Source organism: Hymenobacter rubidus (assembly GCF_016734815.1).
Classification (GTDB): Bacteria; Bacteroidota; Bacteroidia; order Cytophagales; family Hymenobacteraceae; genus Hymenobacter; species Hymenobacter rubidus.
In genome coordinates, this window is record NZ_JAERQF010000022.1 from 19045 (window position 1) to 36693 (window position 17649).

The window sequence follows — 17649 nt, forward strand, 5'->3', positions numbered from 1 at the left end:
TTCCTGCCCCATCGGGCCCGGCGGTGCAACGTTTAGTGCCCGCCGGTGTACTTGCCCGCAACGGGTATTTCTGGCTTTTTCCTTGTTGCCAATGCGCTTCTCCTTCTTGCTATTCCTGTTGCTTCACGCCGCCGCTGCCTGGGCCCTGAAGCCCAGCCGCGTGTGGGTGGCCACCCCCGACACGCTGGGCCTGCGCTACCAAACCACCACCCTTACCACCCCCGACCATGCGCAGCTGGCCGGCTGGCTAGTGGAGCCCGCCGCCAACGTGCCCGACCAGCACACCACCCTGGTGATGGCCTACGGCGACATGAACAACATGTCGTACTTCCTCTACCAGGCCCAGGCGCTGAGCAAAGGCGGCTACCGCGTGTACCTGTTCGACTACCGCGGCTTTGGCCACAGCAGCGACTTTGCCATTGAGCGGCAGCGGCTGTATTACGCCGAATTCACCACCGACCTGCGCACCGTGCTGGCCGATGCCCGGCGGCGCTACCCGCACAACCGCACGGGCATTATTGGCTTCTCGATGGGCACCATCATGGGCTCCGAAGTAGCGGCCACGGGCGGCTGCGACTTCCTGATTGCCGAAGGCTACGTGGCGAATCCGCAACGCCTGGTGGCTGAGCAATGGCAGCGCTACCAGAAGACCGTGACCTTGCCCACCGAAGCGGCAGAATACGCCTTGGTAGCGCGGCGCGTAAACTGTCCGTGGCTGCTGGTGGGCGGTATGGCCGATAAAAACACCCCGCTGGCTGATTCGGTGGTGGTAGCACGGCTGGCGCGTCGTCGCCAGCGCCGGCAGGTGCTGTGCTTTGAGGGCGGCCACCAGGAAGGTTTTTACCGACTAACCGAAGCGGAATACGGGGATAAATACGTGCGGGAAGTGACGCGCTTTCTGACTGCCCGGCGAGGGGGAAACGGCTAATTGGCCCGGCCGCTGTCCACCAGCTTTTGGAGGCGGGCCTGTGCGTCGCGCGGCAGGGCGCTGAGCAGGTCGAGGCCGGTGGCGGCTTCTATCTTATCGACGGAGGTGAGGTATTGTTTCCAGTCGGGGCTGATGCCGTTGTCGTTGGGCGTGTCCACGGCTAGCACGCGCACGCCGGGGTCGGTGGCAATACGCTGGAGGTCGTTGGTGCCATCGGGCAAAATCACCATCACTTTCCAGATGCGGGCGGGTACGGTGACACGGCCTTGGTCGAGGGTTTGGGCGAAGCCATTGGCGCCGGTACCGCCCCGTCCGTAGCTGCCCATGATGACGTAGATTTCCTGGCCGCGCTGAATTTGGGAGCGGCCGTATTCTTCGAGGTGAGCCCAGGTCTGCTGGTTGTTGTGTGGCGCTTGGGGCACCATGTTGGTCATCAGGAAGGTGTTAGCATTGGCATCGAGGTCGGCAGTGCGGTCGCCGCTGGGGCAGTTGTGGCCCTTGTCGAAGCCGGAGCGGGCGTAGCTGGCCGGCGTCACCTGGTAGAACTGCCGGGGCAGGGCCGCGTCGGGGCGGAAGTTGTTCTGGCGGGGCGCCTGACCCAGGTCGGCTTTGTCGATGTGCCAGCTCACCCAGGTCGGAATGCCGCGTGTGGCGTTGTAGCCAATCGTGAATTCGGGATGGACAAGCAGGTAGTTGCCGGCATTGGCCGGGTCGGAAGTCGCACCGCTGGGGTTGCCCAACGCCAAGTTCGCGTCGTTGGGGTCCTGCGCCACGCCGGTTCCGGTGCCCGTGGCCGGCTGCTGGGCGGGCGTGGTTTGCGCTGGCTGCGGCTGGTTGCGGTTCTCGAAGTAGCCGCCCGTTACGCCGGTAGTGGTAGCCGCAGCGGCGCCGGCAGCGGTTTCCAGCATAATGTCATCGATATCGAGCCGGTTTTTATCGCCGCTGGTTTTTCGAATTTCCAGGCGCACGGGCTCGTTGGCCACGCCCGCAAAAACGTGGGGCGTCAGCTTAGGCCCGCTGGTGGTGATGGGCGAACCCGTGCGGGCGTAGGTACGGCCGCCGTCGCGGCTCAGCCACAACTCCCAGGTGCTGGGCCCGTCCTGGCCGTAAGCGGCGGCCGAAATAGTGATGCGACGCACCCCAGCTGCCGCGTCAAATCGCATGGCAATGCGGCCCAGGTTACGCAGGCGGGCGGCGTGGGCGCCGTTGGCATGGTCTTGGGGGCTGCTGCCGATGAGGGCATCCTGAAAGTGCCAGGGACCGGTGGCCAGCGGCTCATCGGCTTCCTCGTAAGCGCCTTTCGAGCCCGCTTCGAAGGTTTCGGGAAAGGGACTGGCCAGCGGGACCTGGGCCTTGGAAACAGTGGGCGCTTTTGATTCGGTGGATTGCTGCGAGCAGGCGAGCAGGCCAAAAGCGGCAAGCGTGAGGTAAGCGGAAGCGTGCATGGGGGCGAAGATATGGCTTCAGGAGTCGGATGCTGATGGGTGATTTTTAAATGCTGCTTTCTGCTTAGCTTAGCCGGCACATTCTCATTCCTAACCCTTCATTCTGCTTCGTTTATGGAAGAAAATAAATTAACATCCACGCCCAGGCCGGTCTACATCTCGGCCGAAGAAGCGGCGCAGGTTCAGGCCAACTTTTTCACGCAGGTCTACGGGTGGATGACGGCTGGCCTGGGCCTTACGGGCGGCATTGCCATGTTTGCTTCGTCTTCGCCGGCCCTGCTGCAGTTTGTGTTCGGCACGCCCTTCGTTTTTGTAGGTCTTATTATTGCCGAGTTGCTGCTGGTCGGTTTCTTGTCGGCTCGCATCTTTGACTGGAGCCTCCGCAAGGTTCAAGCGGCTTTTGTGGGCTATTCCATCCTCAACGGCGTGACGCTGAGTTGCGTGTTTTTGGTTTACACCTCGTCGTCGATTGCTTCCACTTTTTTCGTTTCGGCCGCCACATTCGGTGTCATGAGCTTGTTCGGCTATTTCACCAAAGCTGACCTCTCGGGCTGGGGCAAAATGCTGAGCATGGCCCTGATTGGCCTGGTGCTCACCATGGTGGTGAACATGTTCCTTCGCAACTCCATGGTGGAGACCATCGCCTCTTTCATTGGAGTGCTACTTTTTGTAGCCCTCATTGCCTACGACACCCAGAAGCTAAAGGCCGTGGCGCTGCTGGGCGTCACCGAAGGCGAGGAAGTGAGCAACAAAACCTCCATCATGGGTGCACTGACGCTGTACCTGGATTTTGTCAACCTGTTCCTGTTTCTGTTGCGCATTTTTGGCCGTCGTCGGTAGGCTCACCGCACTTTCTTCTAAAACAACAAGGCCCGTTGGAGTTTCCAACGGGCCTTGTTGTTTTGTTGTCCATCCACCCTATGCCTGCCGGTCGGTGCCCGTCATGCTCAGCATCCAGCCGGGATACTCCTGGGCGAGCTTGCTCACCTCGTCCAGCTGTTTTAGCTCTTCGGGGGTGAGCCGCACGTCCACCGCTTTGAGGTTGTCCTCAAGCTGGTCCATCTTTTTGGCGCCGATGATGACGGTGCTCACTACGGGCTGGTGCAGCAGCCAAGCCAGGGCCAGGGCCGCCACCGTCGTGCCCTTGGCTTCGGCCATTGGGCGCAGCTTGTCGATGATATCGAAGGCCAGGTCCTTGTTCACGGGCGGAAAATCAAAGCCGCCGCTGCGACGGCCTTCGCCGGCGGGGTTCTCGCGGGTGTACTTGCCGGAGAGGAAGCCGCCGGCCAGGGGGCTCCACACCATTAGGCCGAGTTGCTGGTCTAGCAACAAGGGCACCAGCTCGCGCTCCAGGTCGCGCCCTGCAAGGGTGTAGTAGGCCTGCAGGCTCTGGTACCGCTCCAGGTGCTGGTGCTCCGAGATGCCAAGGGCCTTCATCAGTTGCCAGGCGGCCAGGTTGCTGGCCCCGATGTAGCGCACCTTGCCTTGGCGCACGAGGTCGTCGAGGGCGCGCAGGGTTTCGTCGAAGGGCGTGAGCGGGTCGTAGGAGTGGGTTTGGTACAGGTCGATGTAATCGGTTTTGAGGCGCTTGAGGCTGCCTTCTACCTGGGCCATGATGTGCTGGCGCGTGAGGCCGGCGTCGTTGGGGCCGTCGCCCATCTTGCCACGCACTTTGGTAGCCAGAATGAGCGAGTCGCGCCGCAAGCCCAGGTTTTGAATGGCCTGGCCGGTAATTTCTTCCGACTGGCCTTCGGTATAAATGTTGGCCGTGTCGATGAAGTTGATGCCGGCTTCTACCGCGCGCTTCACCAAGGCGTCGGCCCCGGCCTGGTCGACCCCATTAATGGCGGCAAATCGGCCGCCCACGGAGCCGAAGGTCATGGTGCCGAGGCAGAGCTCGGAAACTTTGAGGCCGGTGCGGCCCAGGAGGTTGTATTTCATGAGAGGCGTTTTGGAAAGGGTGCGGGATGAAACCGCCACGTCCCTCAATTGTTGATGCCTTCCCCGCAATTTTAGCCCCGCCGGCTTATAGCACGGCTACACCGTTGGCCTTCAGCACCTGAACAAAGAATAAGACCTGGTAGGGCAGCGCCGATTGCCAATAGGCCCAGGTGTGGGCGCCGGGGCGCTCGGTGAAGTCGTGCGGCGTGTGGTTGTACACCAGCCGGCGGTGCATCTCGCGGTTGATTTCGATAAGGCCATCGTCCACGCCGCAGTCCAAAATGAGCGGCAGGCCGTTGCGGTGCATCTGGTCAATCATATTCACCACCGAGTTGGCGCTGAAAAACGCGGGGTTTTCGGCTTCGGACCCGAGGATGGGCAGCAGGTTTTTGTTGCGCCAGGCCACTTCGTCGGGCGTGAAATTGCGATTGGCGCTGCTCAGCTCCAGGGCGCCGCTCATGCTGCCGGCGGCGCCGTACAAATCCGGGTGGCGCGCCGAGAGGTACATAGCGCCAAAGCCGCCCATGGAGAGGCCCGTAATGAAGCGGCCCTTGCGGTCGCGCACGGTGCGGTAAGCCTGGTCAATGGCCGGAATAACTTCCTTTGTGAGGTAGGTCTCAAACTGGCTGTCGGCCTTCACCGGGCTGTCGAGGTAGAAGCTGAAGGTTTCGCCTTCGGGGTTCACAATTATCAGGTTGTACTGGTCGGCCATACGGTGAAGGAGCTGCTTATCGGGAGTTTTATTAAGCCAATCGGAAAAGTGGCCGTAGGCGCCGTGCAGTAGGTAGAGCACGGGGTAATTGGCCTTCTTATTCTTGGCATAAGAGGCTGGTAGCACCACGGCGGCGCGGTAAGTTTTCTGCATCGCCGCGCTAGGAATGTTCAGCGTGTCGACGCGTGCGGCGTGGGCTGCTGTGGTGGTGAGAAGAAGTAGGGTGAGGAGGAGCAGGGGGCGCATGACATGATGTTATGGAATGAATAATAGAAGAACGTCATGCTGAGCGAAGTCGAAGCAGCTCTACCGCAATAGCAAATCCTGTTGATTGGATTAGTTGAACGGTAGAGATGCTTCGACTTCGCTCAGCATGACGTTCTTCTTTTAATTTAAAGCTAAGCAGGCACTTCCTTACCGCATAAATACTGGCCGAATCAGGTTCTCGAACGTGAAAATCTCGTCCCATTTTTCCTGCGTCAAAAGTCCGCGCTCGGTCACGGCAATGTCGTGCACCGATTTGCCGGTTTTCAGCGCCTCCTTGGCAATTTCCGCCGAGGCCTCGTAGCCGATAACCGGGTTGAGCTGGGTGACGATGCCGATGCTGTTGCGCACCAAGCTTTCGGCGTGGGCCTTGTTGGCCGTGATGCCGATGACGCACTTGTCGCGTAGGGTGCGGCAAGCGTTGGTCATGTACGAAATGGACGTGAACAGCGCGAAGCTGATAACCGGCTCCATCACGTTGAGCTGGAGCTGGCCGGCCTCGGCCGCCATGGTCACCGTAAGGTCAGCCCCGATGACGTAGAAGGCCGTTTGATTCACCACTTCGGGCACCACCGGGTTCACCTTGCCGGGCATGATGCTGGAGCCCGGCTGCAGGGGCGGCAGGTTGATTTCGTTGATGCCCGTGCGCGGGCCGGAGGACAGCAGGCGCAGGTCGTTGCAAATTTTGCTGAGCTTCACAGCCGTGCGCTTCAGCACGCCGGAGAGCTGCACGTAGGCGCCCGTGTCATAAGTGGCCTCAAACAAGTCGCCGGCCAAGCTCAGGTTGAGGCCCGTGATTTGGCGCAGGTGCTCGGTCACCAATTCGGGGTAGCCGGTGGGGGCGTTGATGCGCGAGCCGATGGCGGTGGCGCCCATGTTGATTTCGTCAATCAGCCGGCGCGAGTCGTCGATGCGCAGCAGCTCCTCGCGCAGGTTGGTGGCGAAGGCGCGGAATTCGTCGCCCATGCTCATGGGCACAGCATCCTGCAGCTGGGTACGGCCCATTTTGAGGATGTCGCGAAATTCCTCGGCTTTCTGAGCGAAGGCGTCGGCCAGCTCCACGAGGGTTTCGCGGTAGCCCACCAGCTTGTTGTTGAGGGCGATGCGGAAGGCGGTGGGGTAGGCGTCGTTGGTGCTTTGCGAGCAGTTGACGTGGTTGTTGGGGTGGCAATACTGGTACTCGCCCTTCTGGTGGCCCATCATTTCGAGGGCCACGTTGGCGATTACTTCGTTGGCGTTCATGTTCACCGACGTACCGGCGCCGCCCTGAATCATGTCGGTGAGAAACTGGTTGTCGAACTCGCCGGTGGCCACCCGGTCGCAGGCGGCCGCAATGGCATCGGCAATGTTGGCGGGCAGCACGCCCAGTTCTTTGTTGGCCAGGGCCGCGCCTTTTTTTACGTAAGCCAGCGCCTGCACAAACAAGGGCTCCGCTTTGATGGGAATGCCGGTGATGGCGAAATTTTCGAGTGCGCGCAGTGTCTGAATGCCGTAATAGGCGCTGTCGGGGAGGCTGCGTTCGCCAAGGAAATCGTGTTCGATGCGGGAGGAATTCATGCGGGAATTTTGGGTGGGAGAAAGAGGCGTGTACGGAAAGGCCGAACGCCGGGACAAACCTACGGCGGGGCTTAGCAATGGGTGGCAGTTTGGATGTCGCAGCAAGTCATGCAGAGCGCAGCGAAGCATCTTTACCGCTTCGTTGCAACGTCATCAATTACTATTGAGGTAAAGATGCTTCGCTGCGCTCTGCATGACGTTCTTGACTATTCCACGAAGCGCCAATTCCGCCCATGAAACTCCGCTACCTGCCCCTTCTGGCCCTGGCTCTTGCCAGTTGCTCGCACGCCGATAAAACCGAGAAGGCCTCAAACGCCGACACCCGTTTCGACGCCTTCAAGAATCAGTTTATTGAAGCCCTGTGGCGACAAAACCCCGACTATGCCAGCAGCCAAGGCTACCACAAATACGATTCGCTGCTGGTGATTCCGAATGCCGCGCAACGGCAAAGCGACGATGCTTTTGCGCAGAAATACCTGGCCTCGTTGGCCACTTTTTCGCTCGATAGCCTCACGCCCAACAACCAGATTGACCTCCGCCTGCTGCGCAACGAGTTGCGCGCCGAACGCTGGTACGCCGATACCCTCAAAAACTGGCAGTGGAACCCGGCCAGCTACAACCTCGGCGCCTCAGTGGGCGACTTGCTCAACGGCCGGCATTACCCGCTGGACCGCCGCCTACGCAACATCTCCGATAAAATCAGCCACGCGGCGGAGTATTACGCCGCTGCCAAGGCCAATATCAGCGACCCCACCAAGGAGCACACCGTGCTGGCCCTTAAGCAAAACGCCGGCGGCCTCGCGGTATTTGGCAAAGCATTGGCCGATTCGGTGGTGAAGTCGGGATTGAGCGACGCTGAGAAAAAGACGATGATGGACCGCGTGGCAGCTGCTCGCACGGCGGTGGAAGGGTACATGGGTTTTCTGGAAGGCGACGTATTGAAGGCCGGCAAATTCCGTTCCTTCCGCATCGGCAAGAGCTTATTTGAACAGAAATTTGCCTACGACATTCAGTCGCGCTTCTCGGCGGCCGAGCTGTACCAGGAGGCCCAAAAGCACAAGGCCGAGCTACTGCACGACATGGGCCGCCGCGCCGCCCGCCTCTACCCAAAGTATTTCCCCGGCCAGAAAGCGCCGGCCGACAGCTTGGCCCTGATTACAGCCGTCATCAACCAGCTCACCCTGAAGCACGCTCCGCGCGATGGTTTTGTGGACGCCGTGAAGCGCCAGATTCCAACGTTGGTGGCTTTCGTGAACGACAAAAAGCTGCTCACCCAAGACCCCAGCAAGCCGCTGGTGGTGCGCGAAACGCCGCTCTACATGCGTGGCAGCGGCGCGGGTGCCAGCGTGTCGGCCCCCGGTCCCTACGACAAAGGCGCCAACACCTACTACAACGTGGAGCCCATTCCTGCCGACTGGACGCCGGCCCAGGCCGAAAGCTACCTGCGCGAATACAACGACTATACCCTGCAGATTCTCAACATCCACGAGGCCATTCCGGGCCACTATACGCAATTGGTGTACGCCAACCGCTCGCCCTCGCTGGTAAAAAGCATTTTCGGGAACGGCGCCATGGTGGAAGGCTGGGCTGTGTACGCCGAGCGCATGATGCTGGAAAACGGCTACGGCAACAACTCCGATGAAATGTGGCTGCTCTGGGACAAATGGAACATGCGCTCGACGCTAAACGCCGTCATCGACCACGCCATCCAGGTCGATAACATGAGCGAAGAGGAGGTGGTGAAGCTGCTGCGCCGCGAAGGTTTTCAGGAAGAAGCGGAAGCCCGCGGGAAGTGGCTGCGCGCCACCCTGAGCCAGGTGCAACTCAGCAGCTACTTCACGGGCTACACCGAAATTTATGCCCTGCGCGAGGAGCTGAAAAAGAAGGAAGGCAAGGATTTCGACCTGAAAGCCTTCAATGAAAACTTCCTCAGCTACGGCAGCGCGCCGGTCAAATACATTCGCGAGCTAATGTTGCGCAAGTAGGCCAGCGGCAACCCTGGGGCCGTATTGGGAGTTTAAGCGACGGTTTAAAAATCGTTTCTTATGACCGAAGAAGAACGCAAACACGTGGTGGATACCGACGACGAGCACCTGCGCCGCCTCACCCACGAGCACATGAAAGTGTTTGCCAAGTTCACCTCCGCCAACTGCGCCATTTGCCAGGCTTTGGCGCCGCCGTTTGCCAAGTTTGTCGACGACCCCGGCAACGAATCCATCTTGTTTGTGCGCCTCAATTCGGATGAAAACCCCGTGGCCCGCAAGCTGATGCAGGAAAAAGTGGCGCCCTTCTTCGTGAGCTATTGCCAGGGCCGCATGCTGGAGTGCGACAACCTGACCACCGAAGCCGAAGTGCAGGCCCAGCTTGCCCGCCTGCGCGCTTTCGTTCCTTTCACGGCCTGAGTCGGCCCCGATATAGATGGTATAAAGGCGGTGGGCCTACCTTTGGGCGTGTTTTTTCTGCTTTCCAAACTCCTGCTCATTCTTTTCTCGCCCGGTTTGTGGCTGCTGGCGCTTCTAGTGGCAGCCCTCAGGGCTCGCGCCACCGGCCCGTGGCGCAAACGCTGGCTGTGGGCCGCTGTCCTGCTGCTGTTCATCGGCGGCAATGGCGGCCTGGCCAACTCTGCGCTGCTTGCCTGGGAAAAGCCGCCCGTGCCGCTTCGGGCCGTTGCGCCCGCTGATGCGGCAGTGCTGCTCACCGGCATCACCATGGGCAGCAAGTCGCCGCACGACCGGGTGTACCTCGGCTCCGGCGCCGACCGGTTTACCAACGCGCTGTGGCTGTACCGGGCCAAACGGGTGCGGCGCATCATCATCTCGGGCGGTTCGGGTTCTACCACGCCGGCGGCCGTCACCGAGGCGGCCGAACTGGCCACGCTTCTGCGCCTGGCGGGCGTGCCTTCCCGCGACCTGCTGCTGGAAGAGCGCAGCCGCAACACCCGCGAAAATGCGCTCTACACCAAAGAACTGCTGGCCCAATACCCCAACATAAAATCGTTGGTACTGGTCACCTCGGCTTTCCATCAGCGGCGGGCGCTGGGGTGTTTTGCCAAAGTGGGCCTGCACCCGGTGCCCTTCCCAGCCGATTTTCGCAGCACCGACACGCCGCACAACCTCACCGCCTGGCTGGTGCCCGACACCGATGCCTTTGGCCGCTGGAGCGGCCTCATCCACGAAATAACGGGCTACCTCACGTATCGCATCATGGGATATTTGTAGGAGAGGATTGGGGAAACCCATTAGGCCGTTAGGCGGAGCGGAAAACTTGGCGGGGATGGCCGTCATGCTTCGCTTCGCGCTGCATGGCAGTGGCTGCCTATTCCGTGCTGGCCTGTTGTGTCACCGACCTGCCAATCCATACCGATTTCTGATTGACAAACTCCCGAATGCCGAGGTAGGAAAGCTCCCGGCCATAGCCCGACTTTTTCACGCCGCCAAACGGCAGCTCGGGCATCGATTTCACCAGCCCGTTGACGAACACGGCGCCGCTTTCAATCTGTCGCGCCATTTCCTCGCCCTTTTCGGGGCTGCCGGTCCACACGGCAGCGCCCAGGCCGAAGCGAGAGTCGTTGGCGAGGCGCACGGCGTCGGCGGCGTTTTTGGCTTCGAGCACCAGCGCCACGGGGCCAAAGAATTCCTCGGTGTAAGCCCGCTGGCCGGGTTTGATGTTCGATAAAATCATGGGCCGAAACAGGGCAGTACCAGGCGTTGCCTGGCCGCCAAACAGCTCCACTTTAGCCCCTTGCGCCACGGAATCTTGCACTTGCTGGGTTAGCTCATCGGCCAAATCGGGCCGGGCCAGCGGGCCGTACTGCGTGTCCTCATCGAGCGGGTTGCCGGGCCGAAAAGCCAGCAAATGCGTTTTCAGGTGGTTGATAAATTCCTTGAGCACCGGCTTTTCCACGATGAAGCGCTTGGCCGCAATGCAGCTCTGGCCTGCGTTTATCATGCGGCTTTGGGCGGCGGTTTTGGCCGCCAGGGCCACATCGGCGTCCGCCAGCACAACGAAAGGGTCGGAGCCGCCCAGCTCCAGCACGGTTTTCTTAATGTGCTGCCCGGCCAGGGCCGCCACGGCGCTGCCGGCGCCCTCGCTGCCGGTCAGCGTCACGGCCCGCAGCCGGTCGTCGGCAATGAGCTTTTCCACCAGTTCCGACCCAATGAGCAGGGTGCGGAAGCAAGCCGGCGGCAGGCCTGCGTCGTGAAATATCTTCTCCAGAGCCAGCGCGCATTGCGGCACGTTGGAGGCGTGTTTGAGCAGGCCCACGTTGCCGGCCATCAGGGCCGGCGCGGCAAAGCGCACCACCTGCCACAACGGGAAGTTCCAGGGCATCACAGCCAACACCACGCCCAGCGGCTGGTAGCTGATGAAGCTGCGGGCCGCGTCGGTATCAATCAACTCATCGCGCAGAAAGCCCTCCGCGTGCTCGGCGTAGTACTCGCAGCAAGTGGCGCATTTCAGGGCCTCGGCGCGGCCATCGGCCACTGGTTTGCCCATCTCCAGGGCCATGAGGCGGGCCAGCTCGTGCCGGCGTTCGCGCAGGAGCGTGGCGGCGCGGCGTAGGACTTCGGCCCGGTGCGCAAACGTAGTGGTTGGCCAAGCCGCCGCGGCCCGGTGCGCCTGGGCCAGAATGCGCACGGTTTTGGCCCAGCTAAAGGGCTTGAAGCGGCGCAGCACGCGCCCGGAATATGGATTGAACGATTCGATGGGCATTGGAAGGAGAAGGCGTTAGTGGTGAAAAAGCAGGAAGGAACCGACCTCAACCGTGCGCGGCCGGCAAATTTGTTGACCAAAGCTTCAACTTCCGCCCCGAACATTCGGTTGCACGCCTGCTAGCGCCGTATACGGCCCATTTCCGTGGCACACCGTATTTTCGTGCGCCCGGCACTACCCTGTTTTTGGCATTCTTCTTCACTTTCAGCCACTCCCGTGTCCGATACCCCGCTTATTTCCCTACCGCCCGCTGCCGAGGCGGAACTTGTTCGGCGCTTGCAAGCGCGCGACGAGGCGGCCATGACGCTTTTCTACGACCGGTATTCGGCGGCGTTGTATGGCGTCATCTTTCGCATTGTGAAGGCCGAAGACGAAGCCGAAGACGTGTTGCAGGAGGCGCTGGTAAAAATATGGCACGCCTTTGCCAGCTACGACCCCAGCAAAGGGCGCCTCTTTACCTGGGTTCTTAATATTTGTCGAAATCTGAGCATCGATAAAATCCGCTCCCGACAGCACCGCGTAGGTAGCAAAACTCAGGGATTGGACGACAGTTTGACGGCGCAACGACAGGCCGCCCCCACCACCTTCCGACCCGAGCACATTGGCCTCCAGGAAATCACGCAACAACTCATTCCGGAACAGCGCCAGATTATCGACCTGCTCTACTTCGAGGGCTTCACCCAAAGTGAAGTAGCGGAGGAGCTCAACATTCCTTTGGGCACCGTGAAAACCCGTGCCCGCACCGCTATAAAAGTCCTAAGCAAACTTATTCGCTAAATTAATCGTGGAAAACATCCAAGAATATATTGAATCGGGCATCCTGGAGCAGTACGCTCTCGGGGAGCTTTCTCCCGCCGAGCAGGCGGGCGTGGAAGCCCAGGTAGCTGCCCACCCGGAGGTCCGCGAGGAATTGCTACAAGTGCAGGCCGCTTTTGGCCTCTATGCCGAAGCCCACTCCCTGACCCCCCCCGCTGGCATGCGGGAACGGGTGCTGAGCAACGTACTGGCCCAGATTGCGGCCCCCAAGCCGGCCGGCGGCCTGCGTGCCGATGTTGACGCCGTGGCCCAGGCCAACTCGCTGACGGCCACGCCCCAACCCACCGCCGTGCCCGGCGAAGCGGTGGTGCGCCCCATGGCTTCGGCACCGGCCGCAACCAGTACTCCGGCTTGGGCCATTGCGGCTTCGGTGGCGCTGCTGCTCAGCCTGTTCGGCAACATGCTGCTGTACTCGAACTGGAAAAGCGCCAACTCGGAGCTGGTGGCCATGCAAAACGAACGCACCCGCTTCGCCACCACCACCACCGTAGTGGAAAAAAAGCTGGGCGAGCTGCGGCAGGAAAACCAGGTGCTGCGTTCCGATGAGTTCCGCGCCGTGGCCCTGGCCGGTACCAAAACTGCCCCCACGGCCCACGCCCGCGTGCTGTTCAACCCCGCCACGCACAAGGTGTACGTAGACGTACGCAGCTTGCCGGCTCTGCCGGCGGGCAAGCAGTACCAGCTCTGGGCCCTCGACAAAGGCAAGCCGATTGATGCGGGCGTGCTAAACGCTGCCACGGCCACCGGCGAGGGCCTCCAGCACATGAAGGACATTGCCAGCGCCCAAACCTTCGCCATGACGGTAGAGCCCGAGGGAGGCAGCGTAAATCCCACGCTGAGCACCATGACCGTAGTTGGAAACATTTAAGCAGTTGAACGATTTGAACCGGCAACCTGCAGCTACACGCCCTGGTAGTCCAAGCGGTACCTGAGGATTATCGCTCATTGGCTTGCTTAGCCGATGGGCGATAATCCTTTGTCAATTATTGTTGTAAACTGTTTTTTATGCACGGCACCATCCTCACGTTGCTCAAGCGCTACGTGCAAACCCAATACGACCACAGTACCTGGGTCAAACTCATGGAGCTTTCTAGGCTCGAAAACATTGAGTTTGACCACAAAACCGTGTACCCCGACGAGCACGTTTATGCCTTGGTGGGCCACGCCGCCGAGATGACCGGTTTGTCGGCCGGTGAGCTGCACGAAAAGTTCGGCGAATACCTGGTGCCCGACCTGATGTATATGTACCAAAAGTTGCTGAATCCCGAGTGGAAAACCCTCGACATGCTGGAGCACACCGAGCTGACCATGCACAAGCAGGTGCGACAGGAACACGCCGAAAATTCGCCACCGGTGTTGGATGTCAATCGGTTGGGGCCCAACGAGCTGATGATTGACTACGTGTCGCCGCGCCGCATGGGCGGGTTGGCGGTGGGCATTGTGCGCGGAGTGGCGGCTTATTACGACGAGGCCGACCGCATCGACGTGATGCCCACTACTTCTGAAGACGGCGAGCGGGTGCGCATTCACGTGCGCCGGCGCTAAAACTGCTCCTGACTATTTCCTCATATCATTTTCCTGCGCCATGAGCACCTACTACAATCCCTCCGATTTGGCCAAGTTTGGCAATATCTCCGAGTGGCAACCCGAAATGGGCCGTAAATTTTTCGATTACTACGGCGAAGTATTCAAGGAGGGCGCGCTTAGTGAGCGCGAAAAATCCTTGATTGCGCTGGCCGTAGCGCACGTGGTGCAATGTCCTTATTGCATCGACGCCTACACCTCGGATGCCCTCCAGAAAGGCGCCGACGAAGCCCAGATGATGGAGGCGGTGCACGTGGGGGCTGCCATCAAAGGCGGGGCCACGCTGGTGCACGCCACCATGATGATGAACAAGGCCAAGGAGCTGACCATGTAGTCGTTCCTCTTTCTAGTCTGCCTCACCAGCAGCCCCTTACTACCCAATTATTTATGAAATCCCTGCACGCCCAACACCACGCGCTGGCTGATTCGGCCTACCAACTCACCGTTTTGAATCCGGCCGAGACGGTGGGGACGTCCTTTCCGCCCTTTGCCGGCAAGCTGCGGGCGGCCGGGCTGTTGCCGTTGCGGCCCACCGCCATTTCGGTGCTGCAAGTAAACGTTGGCAAGATGTGCAACCAGGTGTGCAAGCACTGCCACGTGGACGCCGGCCCCGACCGCACCGAAATCATGACCCGCGAAACCATGCAACAATGCCTAGACGCGCTGGCCCAGACCGATATCGAGGTGGTGGACCTGACCGGTGGCGCCCCCGAAATGAACCCGGATTTCCGGTGGTTTGTGGAGGGAATTTCTGCCTTGGGCCGCCAGATTATTGTGCGCTGCAACCTGACCATCATCGTGGCCAACAAGAAATACAACGACCTGCCGGAGTTTTTTGCCAGGCACGGCGTGCGGGTGGTTTCGTCGTTGCCGCACTTTGCGGCCGGCCGCACCGATGCGCAGCGCGGCGAGGGCGTATTTGAGCGCTCCATCCGGGCGCTGGGCATGCTCAACGCCGTGGGCTATGGCGTGGAAGGCTCGGGCCTGAACCTGGATTTGGTGTACAACCCCTCGGGCGCGTTCCTGCCGGGCAGCCAAATCAGCCTGGAGCGGGAATTTAAACAGCGGCTGGGCCGCGAACACCACGTAACATTCAATAACCTGCTGGCCATCACCAATCTGCCCGTCAGCCGTTTTCTGGACTATCTGGTGGAAAGCGGCAACTACGACGGCTACATGGACAAACTGGTGCAGGCCTACAACCCCGTGGCCGCCGCCAACGTGATGTGCCGCAGCACCGTTTCGGTGGGCTGGGACGGCCTGCTCTACGATTGCGACTTCAACCAAATGCTGGATTTGCCGGTGACGGGCAACGCTTCGCGCCACATTCGCGACTTCGACTTGGCCTCTTTGGAGGCGCGTAGCATTGTGGTGAATCAGCACTGCTACGGGTGCACGGCCGGGGCCGGTTCCAGCTGTGGGGGGGCCACGGCCTAGGCTTCGCGGCATCAACCATCTTTCCCACGCCCGTGAAACGTGCAGCATTCGCCGGTCTGTTCAGCGCCTTGCTCATGCTGAGTGCTTGCGGCTCCGACTCCGCCAGCCCACCCGGCCAGGCCAGCGGCATGTATAAGCAACTGTTGCGCCGCCTGTACCACAACACCGTGCCCACGGTCTCGGCGGCCGCTTTGGCGCAGGAACTGAAGGCGCCCGCCGCGCCGGTGCTGCTCGATGCCCGCACACCGGCCGAATACCGGGTCAGCCACCTCGCGGGGGCCCACTTTGTGAATTTTGATTCCATTGCCACCGAAACGTTCGAGACCCTCGACCGGGAGCAGCCGGTGGTGGTGTATTGCTCCGTGGGCGTGCGCAGCGAACGACTGGGCGAGCGGCTACAGGCGCTGGGCTTTCGGAAGGTGCGCAACCTTTACGGCGGTTTGTTCGAGTGGGTCAACGAAGGCTACCCGGTGTGCACTGCCCAGGGGCCCACAACCAACGTACATCCCTATTCCAAGTGGTGGAGCCCGTGGCTGAAACGCGGGCGAAAAGTATATGAGTAAACTAATTAGCGCAGTGCCCACGCCGGCAGGCACGCTTTCCCACCTGTTGGTATTTGCCCGCGTGCCTGCCTTGGGCCGAGTGAAAAGCCGGCTGGCCGCGGGCGTAGGCGAGACCGCCGCCCTGGCCGTTTACCAAGAGCTACTGGCCATTACCCGTGCGGCGGTGGCGGCATCGGGCATTTCGGCCACCGTCTGGCTGGCCGATACGGCGGGAATCGAGCCTACGGCTGGCGAAGCCGCGCACTGGCCTGAGCTGGCCACTCGCTGTCAGCCTGCCGGTGACTTGGGCGAGCGCATGGCCACGGCATTTGCGGCGGCTTTCAGCGCTGGGGCGGGCCGGGTAGCCATTATCGGCACCGACTGCCCCGGTTTGCGGGCGGCGCATCTTACCCAGGCGCATGATTTGCTGGCCACCCACGACGTGGTACTGGGACCAGCCACCGATGGCGGCTACTACCTGCTGGGCCTGCGCCAACCCCGGCCCGAGCTGTTTGAGGACAAGGCGTGGAGCACTGCTACGGTGCTGGCCGATACCGTGGCCGATGCCCAACGCCTGGGCTTGCGCGTGGCCCTGCTTCCGGAACTTCGCGACGTGGACACGGCCGACGACCTGGCTGCCTGGCGGGCCATCAATCCATAACAAGCGGCTTTCGCGTATACCTTTTCCCTTGGTTTCAGCCGGGCATCAAGTAGGCGCCCATAGGCTACATTTGCTGACCTTACTGCTTTACTTTATGCCCCAGGTATCCATTCGAAATACATTGCTCGCCGTGATGATGGGCATGTGGGGGGCGGGCTGCCAGGGCCCCAGCGAAACCAAAGCCACGGGCCGGGTACCGGTTTCGGCCCAGGCACTGCAGGCGGTGCTGCCGTATTTCGACCAGGAGTGGGCCATGCGCAAGTACTGGGAAGATGGCCTGGCCGAAGTGGCCACCTACGACGCTGAGCGCATTGTTTACAAGAAAAAGCGCACCTTCGAGTTCACCCAGATTACGGTGAAGGAGGAGTTTAACCAGCAATTCAACGTCAAAACCGACGACTACAAGCGGGCCGATTTGTTTCCCGTGATGAAAATTAATCAGTTCTGTAGCATTCAGGCCGACCAGTACCCGTACCATTACCTCACGTCGTTGTTTTTCCGGCGCGACCAGCCGGTGGCGCTTTTTAAAATGACCTCGTCGTCGCAGGAATGGTGCGGCAATACGTTCAAATCCATCATTGACGACGGGGTGAACTTTGAAATGTGGTACAACTCGTACTGGGACGGCCAGGGCGATGGCAACCGGGATTTGCGGCGCGATGTTTTTCTGGAAGATGCGCTGCCTTACACGCTCCGCACCCTGAAATTTGCCCAGCAGCCCAGCTTCGATTTTGTGGTGCTCGACCTGCAACAAACCAACCAGGCCACTCCGCCGGTCTACTACCAAGCCCACCTCACCACGAGCGAGGCGCCCGCTGCCGATGCCCCGCAGCCGGCCTGGCGCGTGGCCGTGGCACTGGCCCCAGGCAAGGAAAACGTGTATTGGTTCGCAAAAACCTACCCCAACGTGCTGCTCCGCCAAACTGCCTGGGACGGCCGCACCCTCCGCCTGAAATCGACCCGGCGCTACGTGTACTGGCCGCAGTAGGGGCAGGCAGCCGTCTTCCAATCCTTGAAGAGAGTTAGTGTAGGCGCGCGCGATGCTTCGCTGC

Annotated in this window: 18 protein-coding genes; 13 read left to right on the plus strand and 5 right to left on the minus strand. The window is 60.8% G+C overall.

All coding sequences use genetic code 11. The features are described from left to right. Positions 1-91: 91 nt before the first annotated feature. Entirely contained in the window at positions 92-928 is an 837-nt protein-coding gene (locus tag JKL48_RS14870) for an alpha/beta hydrolase (protein WP_201983843.1), read from the plus strand. Here the strand turns inward: JKL48_RS14870 and JKL48_RS23185 are convergent. Next, entirely contained in the window at positions 925-2373 is a 1449-nt protein-coding gene (locus JKL48_RS23185) for a DNA/RNA non-specific endonuclease (protein WP_236668818.1), read from the minus strand. The two genes, JKL48_RS14870 and JKL48_RS23185, sit on opposite strands and share 4 nt — an antisense overlap. A gap of 114 nt (positions 2374-2487) precedes the next feature. Here JKL48_RS23185 and JKL48_RS14880 point away from each other — a divergent pair, with 114 nt between their 5' ends. Further along, entirely contained in the window at positions 2488-3213 is a 726-nt protein-coding gene (locus tag JKL48_RS14880; protein ID WP_201983844.1) for a Bax inhibitor-1/YccA family protein, read from the plus strand. Positions 3214-3291: 78 nt separating this feature from the next. Here JKL48_RS14880 and JKL48_RS14885 read toward each other — a convergent pair whose 3' ends face one another. The 3 genes from JKL48_RS14885 to aspA all read right to left on the minus strand — a co-directional run bounded on the left by JKL48_RS14885 (position 3292) and on the right by aspA (position 6847). After that, a complete protein-coding gene (locus JKL48_RS14885) occupies positions 3292-4314 on the minus strand; it encodes an aldo/keto reductase (RefSeq protein ID WP_201983846.1) in 1023 nt (340 codons plus the stop codon). An 85-nt stretch (positions 4315-4399) separates the two neighbouring features. After that, positions 4400-5272: an alpha/beta hydrolase gene (locus JKL48_RS14890; RefSeq protein ID WP_201983847.1), complete on the minus strand. Its 873-nt coding sequence runs from the start codon at positions 5270-5272 to the stop codon at positions 4400-4402. A 168-nt stretch (positions 5273-5440) separates the two neighbouring features. Beyond that, positions 5441-6847: an aspartate ammonia-lyase gene (gene aspA, locus JKL48_RS14895; protein ID WP_201983848.1), complete on the minus strand. Its 1407-nt coding sequence runs from the start codon at positions 6845-6847 to the stop codon at positions 5441-5443. Between the two features lie 233 nt (positions 6848-7080). Between aspA and JKL48_RS14900 the strand changes: the two genes are divergently transcribed. The 3 genes from JKL48_RS14900 to JKL48_RS14910 are packed head-to-tail and all read left to right on the plus strand — an operon-like array spanning position 7081 to position 10065. After that, positions 7081-8832, plus strand: coding sequence for a DUF885 domain-containing protein (locus tag JKL48_RS14900; protein WP_201983849.1), 1752 nt, complete (start codon positions 7081-7083; stop codon positions 8830-8832). A gap of 60 nt (positions 8833-8892) precedes the next feature. After that, positions 8893-9249 (plus strand): thioredoxin family protein, encoded by a 357-nt coding sequence (locus JKL48_RS14905; RefSeq protein WP_201983850.1) that lies wholly within the window; start codon positions 8893-8895, stop codon positions 9247-9249. A 48-nt stretch (positions 9250-9297) separates the two neighbouring features. Further along, complete coding sequence (locus JKL48_RS14910) at positions 9298-10065, plus strand: YdcF family protein (RefSeq protein ID WP_201983851.1); 768 nt, start codon at positions 9298-9300, stop codon at positions 10063-10065. Between the two features lie 97 nt (positions 10066-10162). On the opposite strand, the gene JKL48_RS14915 is transcribed toward JKL48_RS14910, so the two are convergent. Then, the gene (locus JKL48_RS14915) at positions 10163-11557 is read right to left on the minus strand and encodes an NAD-dependent succinate-semialdehyde dehydrogenase (protein WP_201983853.1); all 1395 of its coding nucleotides are present in this window, start codon (positions 11555-11557) and stop codon (positions 10163-10165) included. Between the two features lie 216 nt (positions 11558-11773). Here JKL48_RS14915 and JKL48_RS14920 point away from each other — a divergent pair, with 216 nt between their 5' ends. The 8 genes from JKL48_RS14920 to JKL48_RS14955 all read left to right on the plus strand — a co-directional run bounded on the left by JKL48_RS14920 (position 11774) and on the right by JKL48_RS14955 (position 17585). Then, positions 11774-12334 carry a sigma-70 family RNA polymerase sigma factor gene (locus JKL48_RS14920; protein ID WP_317191945.1) on the plus strand — a complete coding sequence of 187 codons (561 nt, stop codon included), beginning with the start codon at positions 11774-11776 and terminating at the stop codon, positions 12332-12334. A 7-nt stretch (positions 12335-12341) separates the two neighbouring features. Further along, entirely contained in the window at positions 12342-13241 is a 900-nt protein-coding gene (locus JKL48_RS14925) for an anti-sigma factor (protein WP_201983855.1), read from the plus strand. 137 nt (positions 13242-13378) lie between these two features. Continuing rightward, entirely contained in the window at positions 13379-13918 is a 540-nt protein-coding gene (locus JKL48_RS14930; protein ID WP_201983857.1) for a heme NO-binding domain-containing protein, read from the plus strand. Positions 13919-13958: 40 nt separating this feature from the next. Next, a complete protein-coding gene (locus JKL48_RS14935) occupies positions 13959-14291 on the plus strand; it encodes an arsenosugar biosynthesis-associated peroxidase-like protein (protein WP_201983864.1) in 333 nt (110 codons plus the stop codon). A gap of 53 nt (positions 14292-14344) precedes the next feature. Then, on the plus strand, positions 14345-15394 hold the full coding sequence (gene arsS, locus JKL48_RS14940) for an arsenosugar biosynthesis radical SAM (seleno)protein ArsS (RefSeq protein ID WP_201983874.1): 1050 nt from the start codon (positions 14345-14347) through the stop codon (positions 15392-15394). Between the two features lie 32 nt (positions 15395-15426). Further along, the gene (locus JKL48_RS14945) at positions 15427-15957 is read left to right on the plus strand and encodes a rhodanese-like domain-containing protein (RefSeq protein WP_201983876.1); all 531 of its coding nucleotides are present in this window, start codon (positions 15427-15429) and stop codon (positions 15955-15957) included. Further along, positions 15950-16597, plus strand: coding sequence for a TIGR04282 family arsenosugar biosynthesis glycosyltransferase (locus JKL48_RS14950; RefSeq protein ID WP_201983879.1), 648 nt, complete (start codon positions 15950-15952; stop codon positions 16595-16597). The genes JKL48_RS14945 and JKL48_RS14950 overlap by 8 nt, the downstream gene beginning before the upstream one ends. A 94-nt stretch (positions 16598-16691) precedes the next feature. Next, positions 16692-17585, plus strand: coding sequence for a hypothetical protein (locus JKL48_RS14955; RefSeq protein WP_201983881.1), 894 nt, complete (start codon positions 16692-16694; stop codon positions 17583-17585). The last annotated feature ends 64 nt before the right edge of the window (positions 17586-17649 follow it).

Bases quoted from the DNA above. Each gene is read 5' to 3' on its own strand.
- JKL48_RS14870 (WP_201983843.1), top strand. From the start codon at position 92: ATGCGCTTCTCCTTCTTGCTATTCCTGTTGCTTCACGCCGCCGCTGCC.
- JKL48_RS23185 (WP_236668818.1), bottom strand. From the start codon at position 2,373: ATGCACGCTTCCGCTTACCTCACGCTTGCCGCTTTTGGCCTGCTCGCC.
- JKL48_RS14880 (WP_201983844.1), top strand. From the start codon at position 2,488: ATGGAAGAAAATAAATTAACATCCACGCCCAGGCCGGTCTACATCTCG.
- JKL48_RS14885 (WP_201983846.1), bottom strand. From the start codon at position 4,314: ATGAAATACAACCTCCTGGGCCGCACCGGCCTCAAAGTTTCCGAGCTC.
- JKL48_RS14890 (WP_201983847.1), bottom strand. From the start codon at position 5,272: ATGCGCCCCCTGCTCCTCCTCACCCTACTTCTTCTCACCACCACAGCA.
- aspA (WP_201983848.1), bottom strand. From the start codon at position 6,847: ATGAATTCCTCCCGCATCGAACACGATTTCCTTGGCGAACGCAGCCTC.
- JKL48_RS14900 (WP_201983849.1), top strand. From the start codon at position 7,081: ATGAAACTCCGCTACCTGCCCCTTCTGGCCCTGGCTCTTGCCAGTTGC.
- JKL48_RS14905 (WP_201983850.1), top strand. From the start codon at position 8,893: ATGACCGAAGAAGAACGCAAACACGTGGTGGATACCGACGACGAGCAC.
- JKL48_RS14915 (WP_201983853.1), bottom strand. From the start codon at position 11,557: ATGCCCATCGAATCGTTCAATCCATATTCCGGGCGCGTGCTGCGCCGC.
- JKL48_RS14930 (WP_201983857.1), top strand. From the start codon at position 13,379: ATGCACGGCACCATCCTCACGTTGCTCAAGCGCTACGTGCAAACCCAA.
- JKL48_RS14935 (WP_201983864.1), top strand. From the start codon at position 13,959: ATGAGCACCTACTACAATCCCTCCGATTTGGCCAAGTTTGGCAATATC.
- arsS (WP_201983874.1), top strand. From the start codon at position 14,345: ATGAAATCCCTGCACGCCCAACACCACGCGCTGGCTGATTCGGCCTAC.
- JKL48_RS14950 (WP_201983879.1), top strand. From the start codon at position 15,950: ATGAGTAAACTAATTAGCGCAGTGCCCACGCCGGCAGGCACGCTTTCC.
- JKL48_RS14955 (WP_201983881.1), top strand. From the start codon at position 16,692: ATGCCCCAGGTATCCATTCGAAATACATTGCTCGCCGTGATGATGGGC.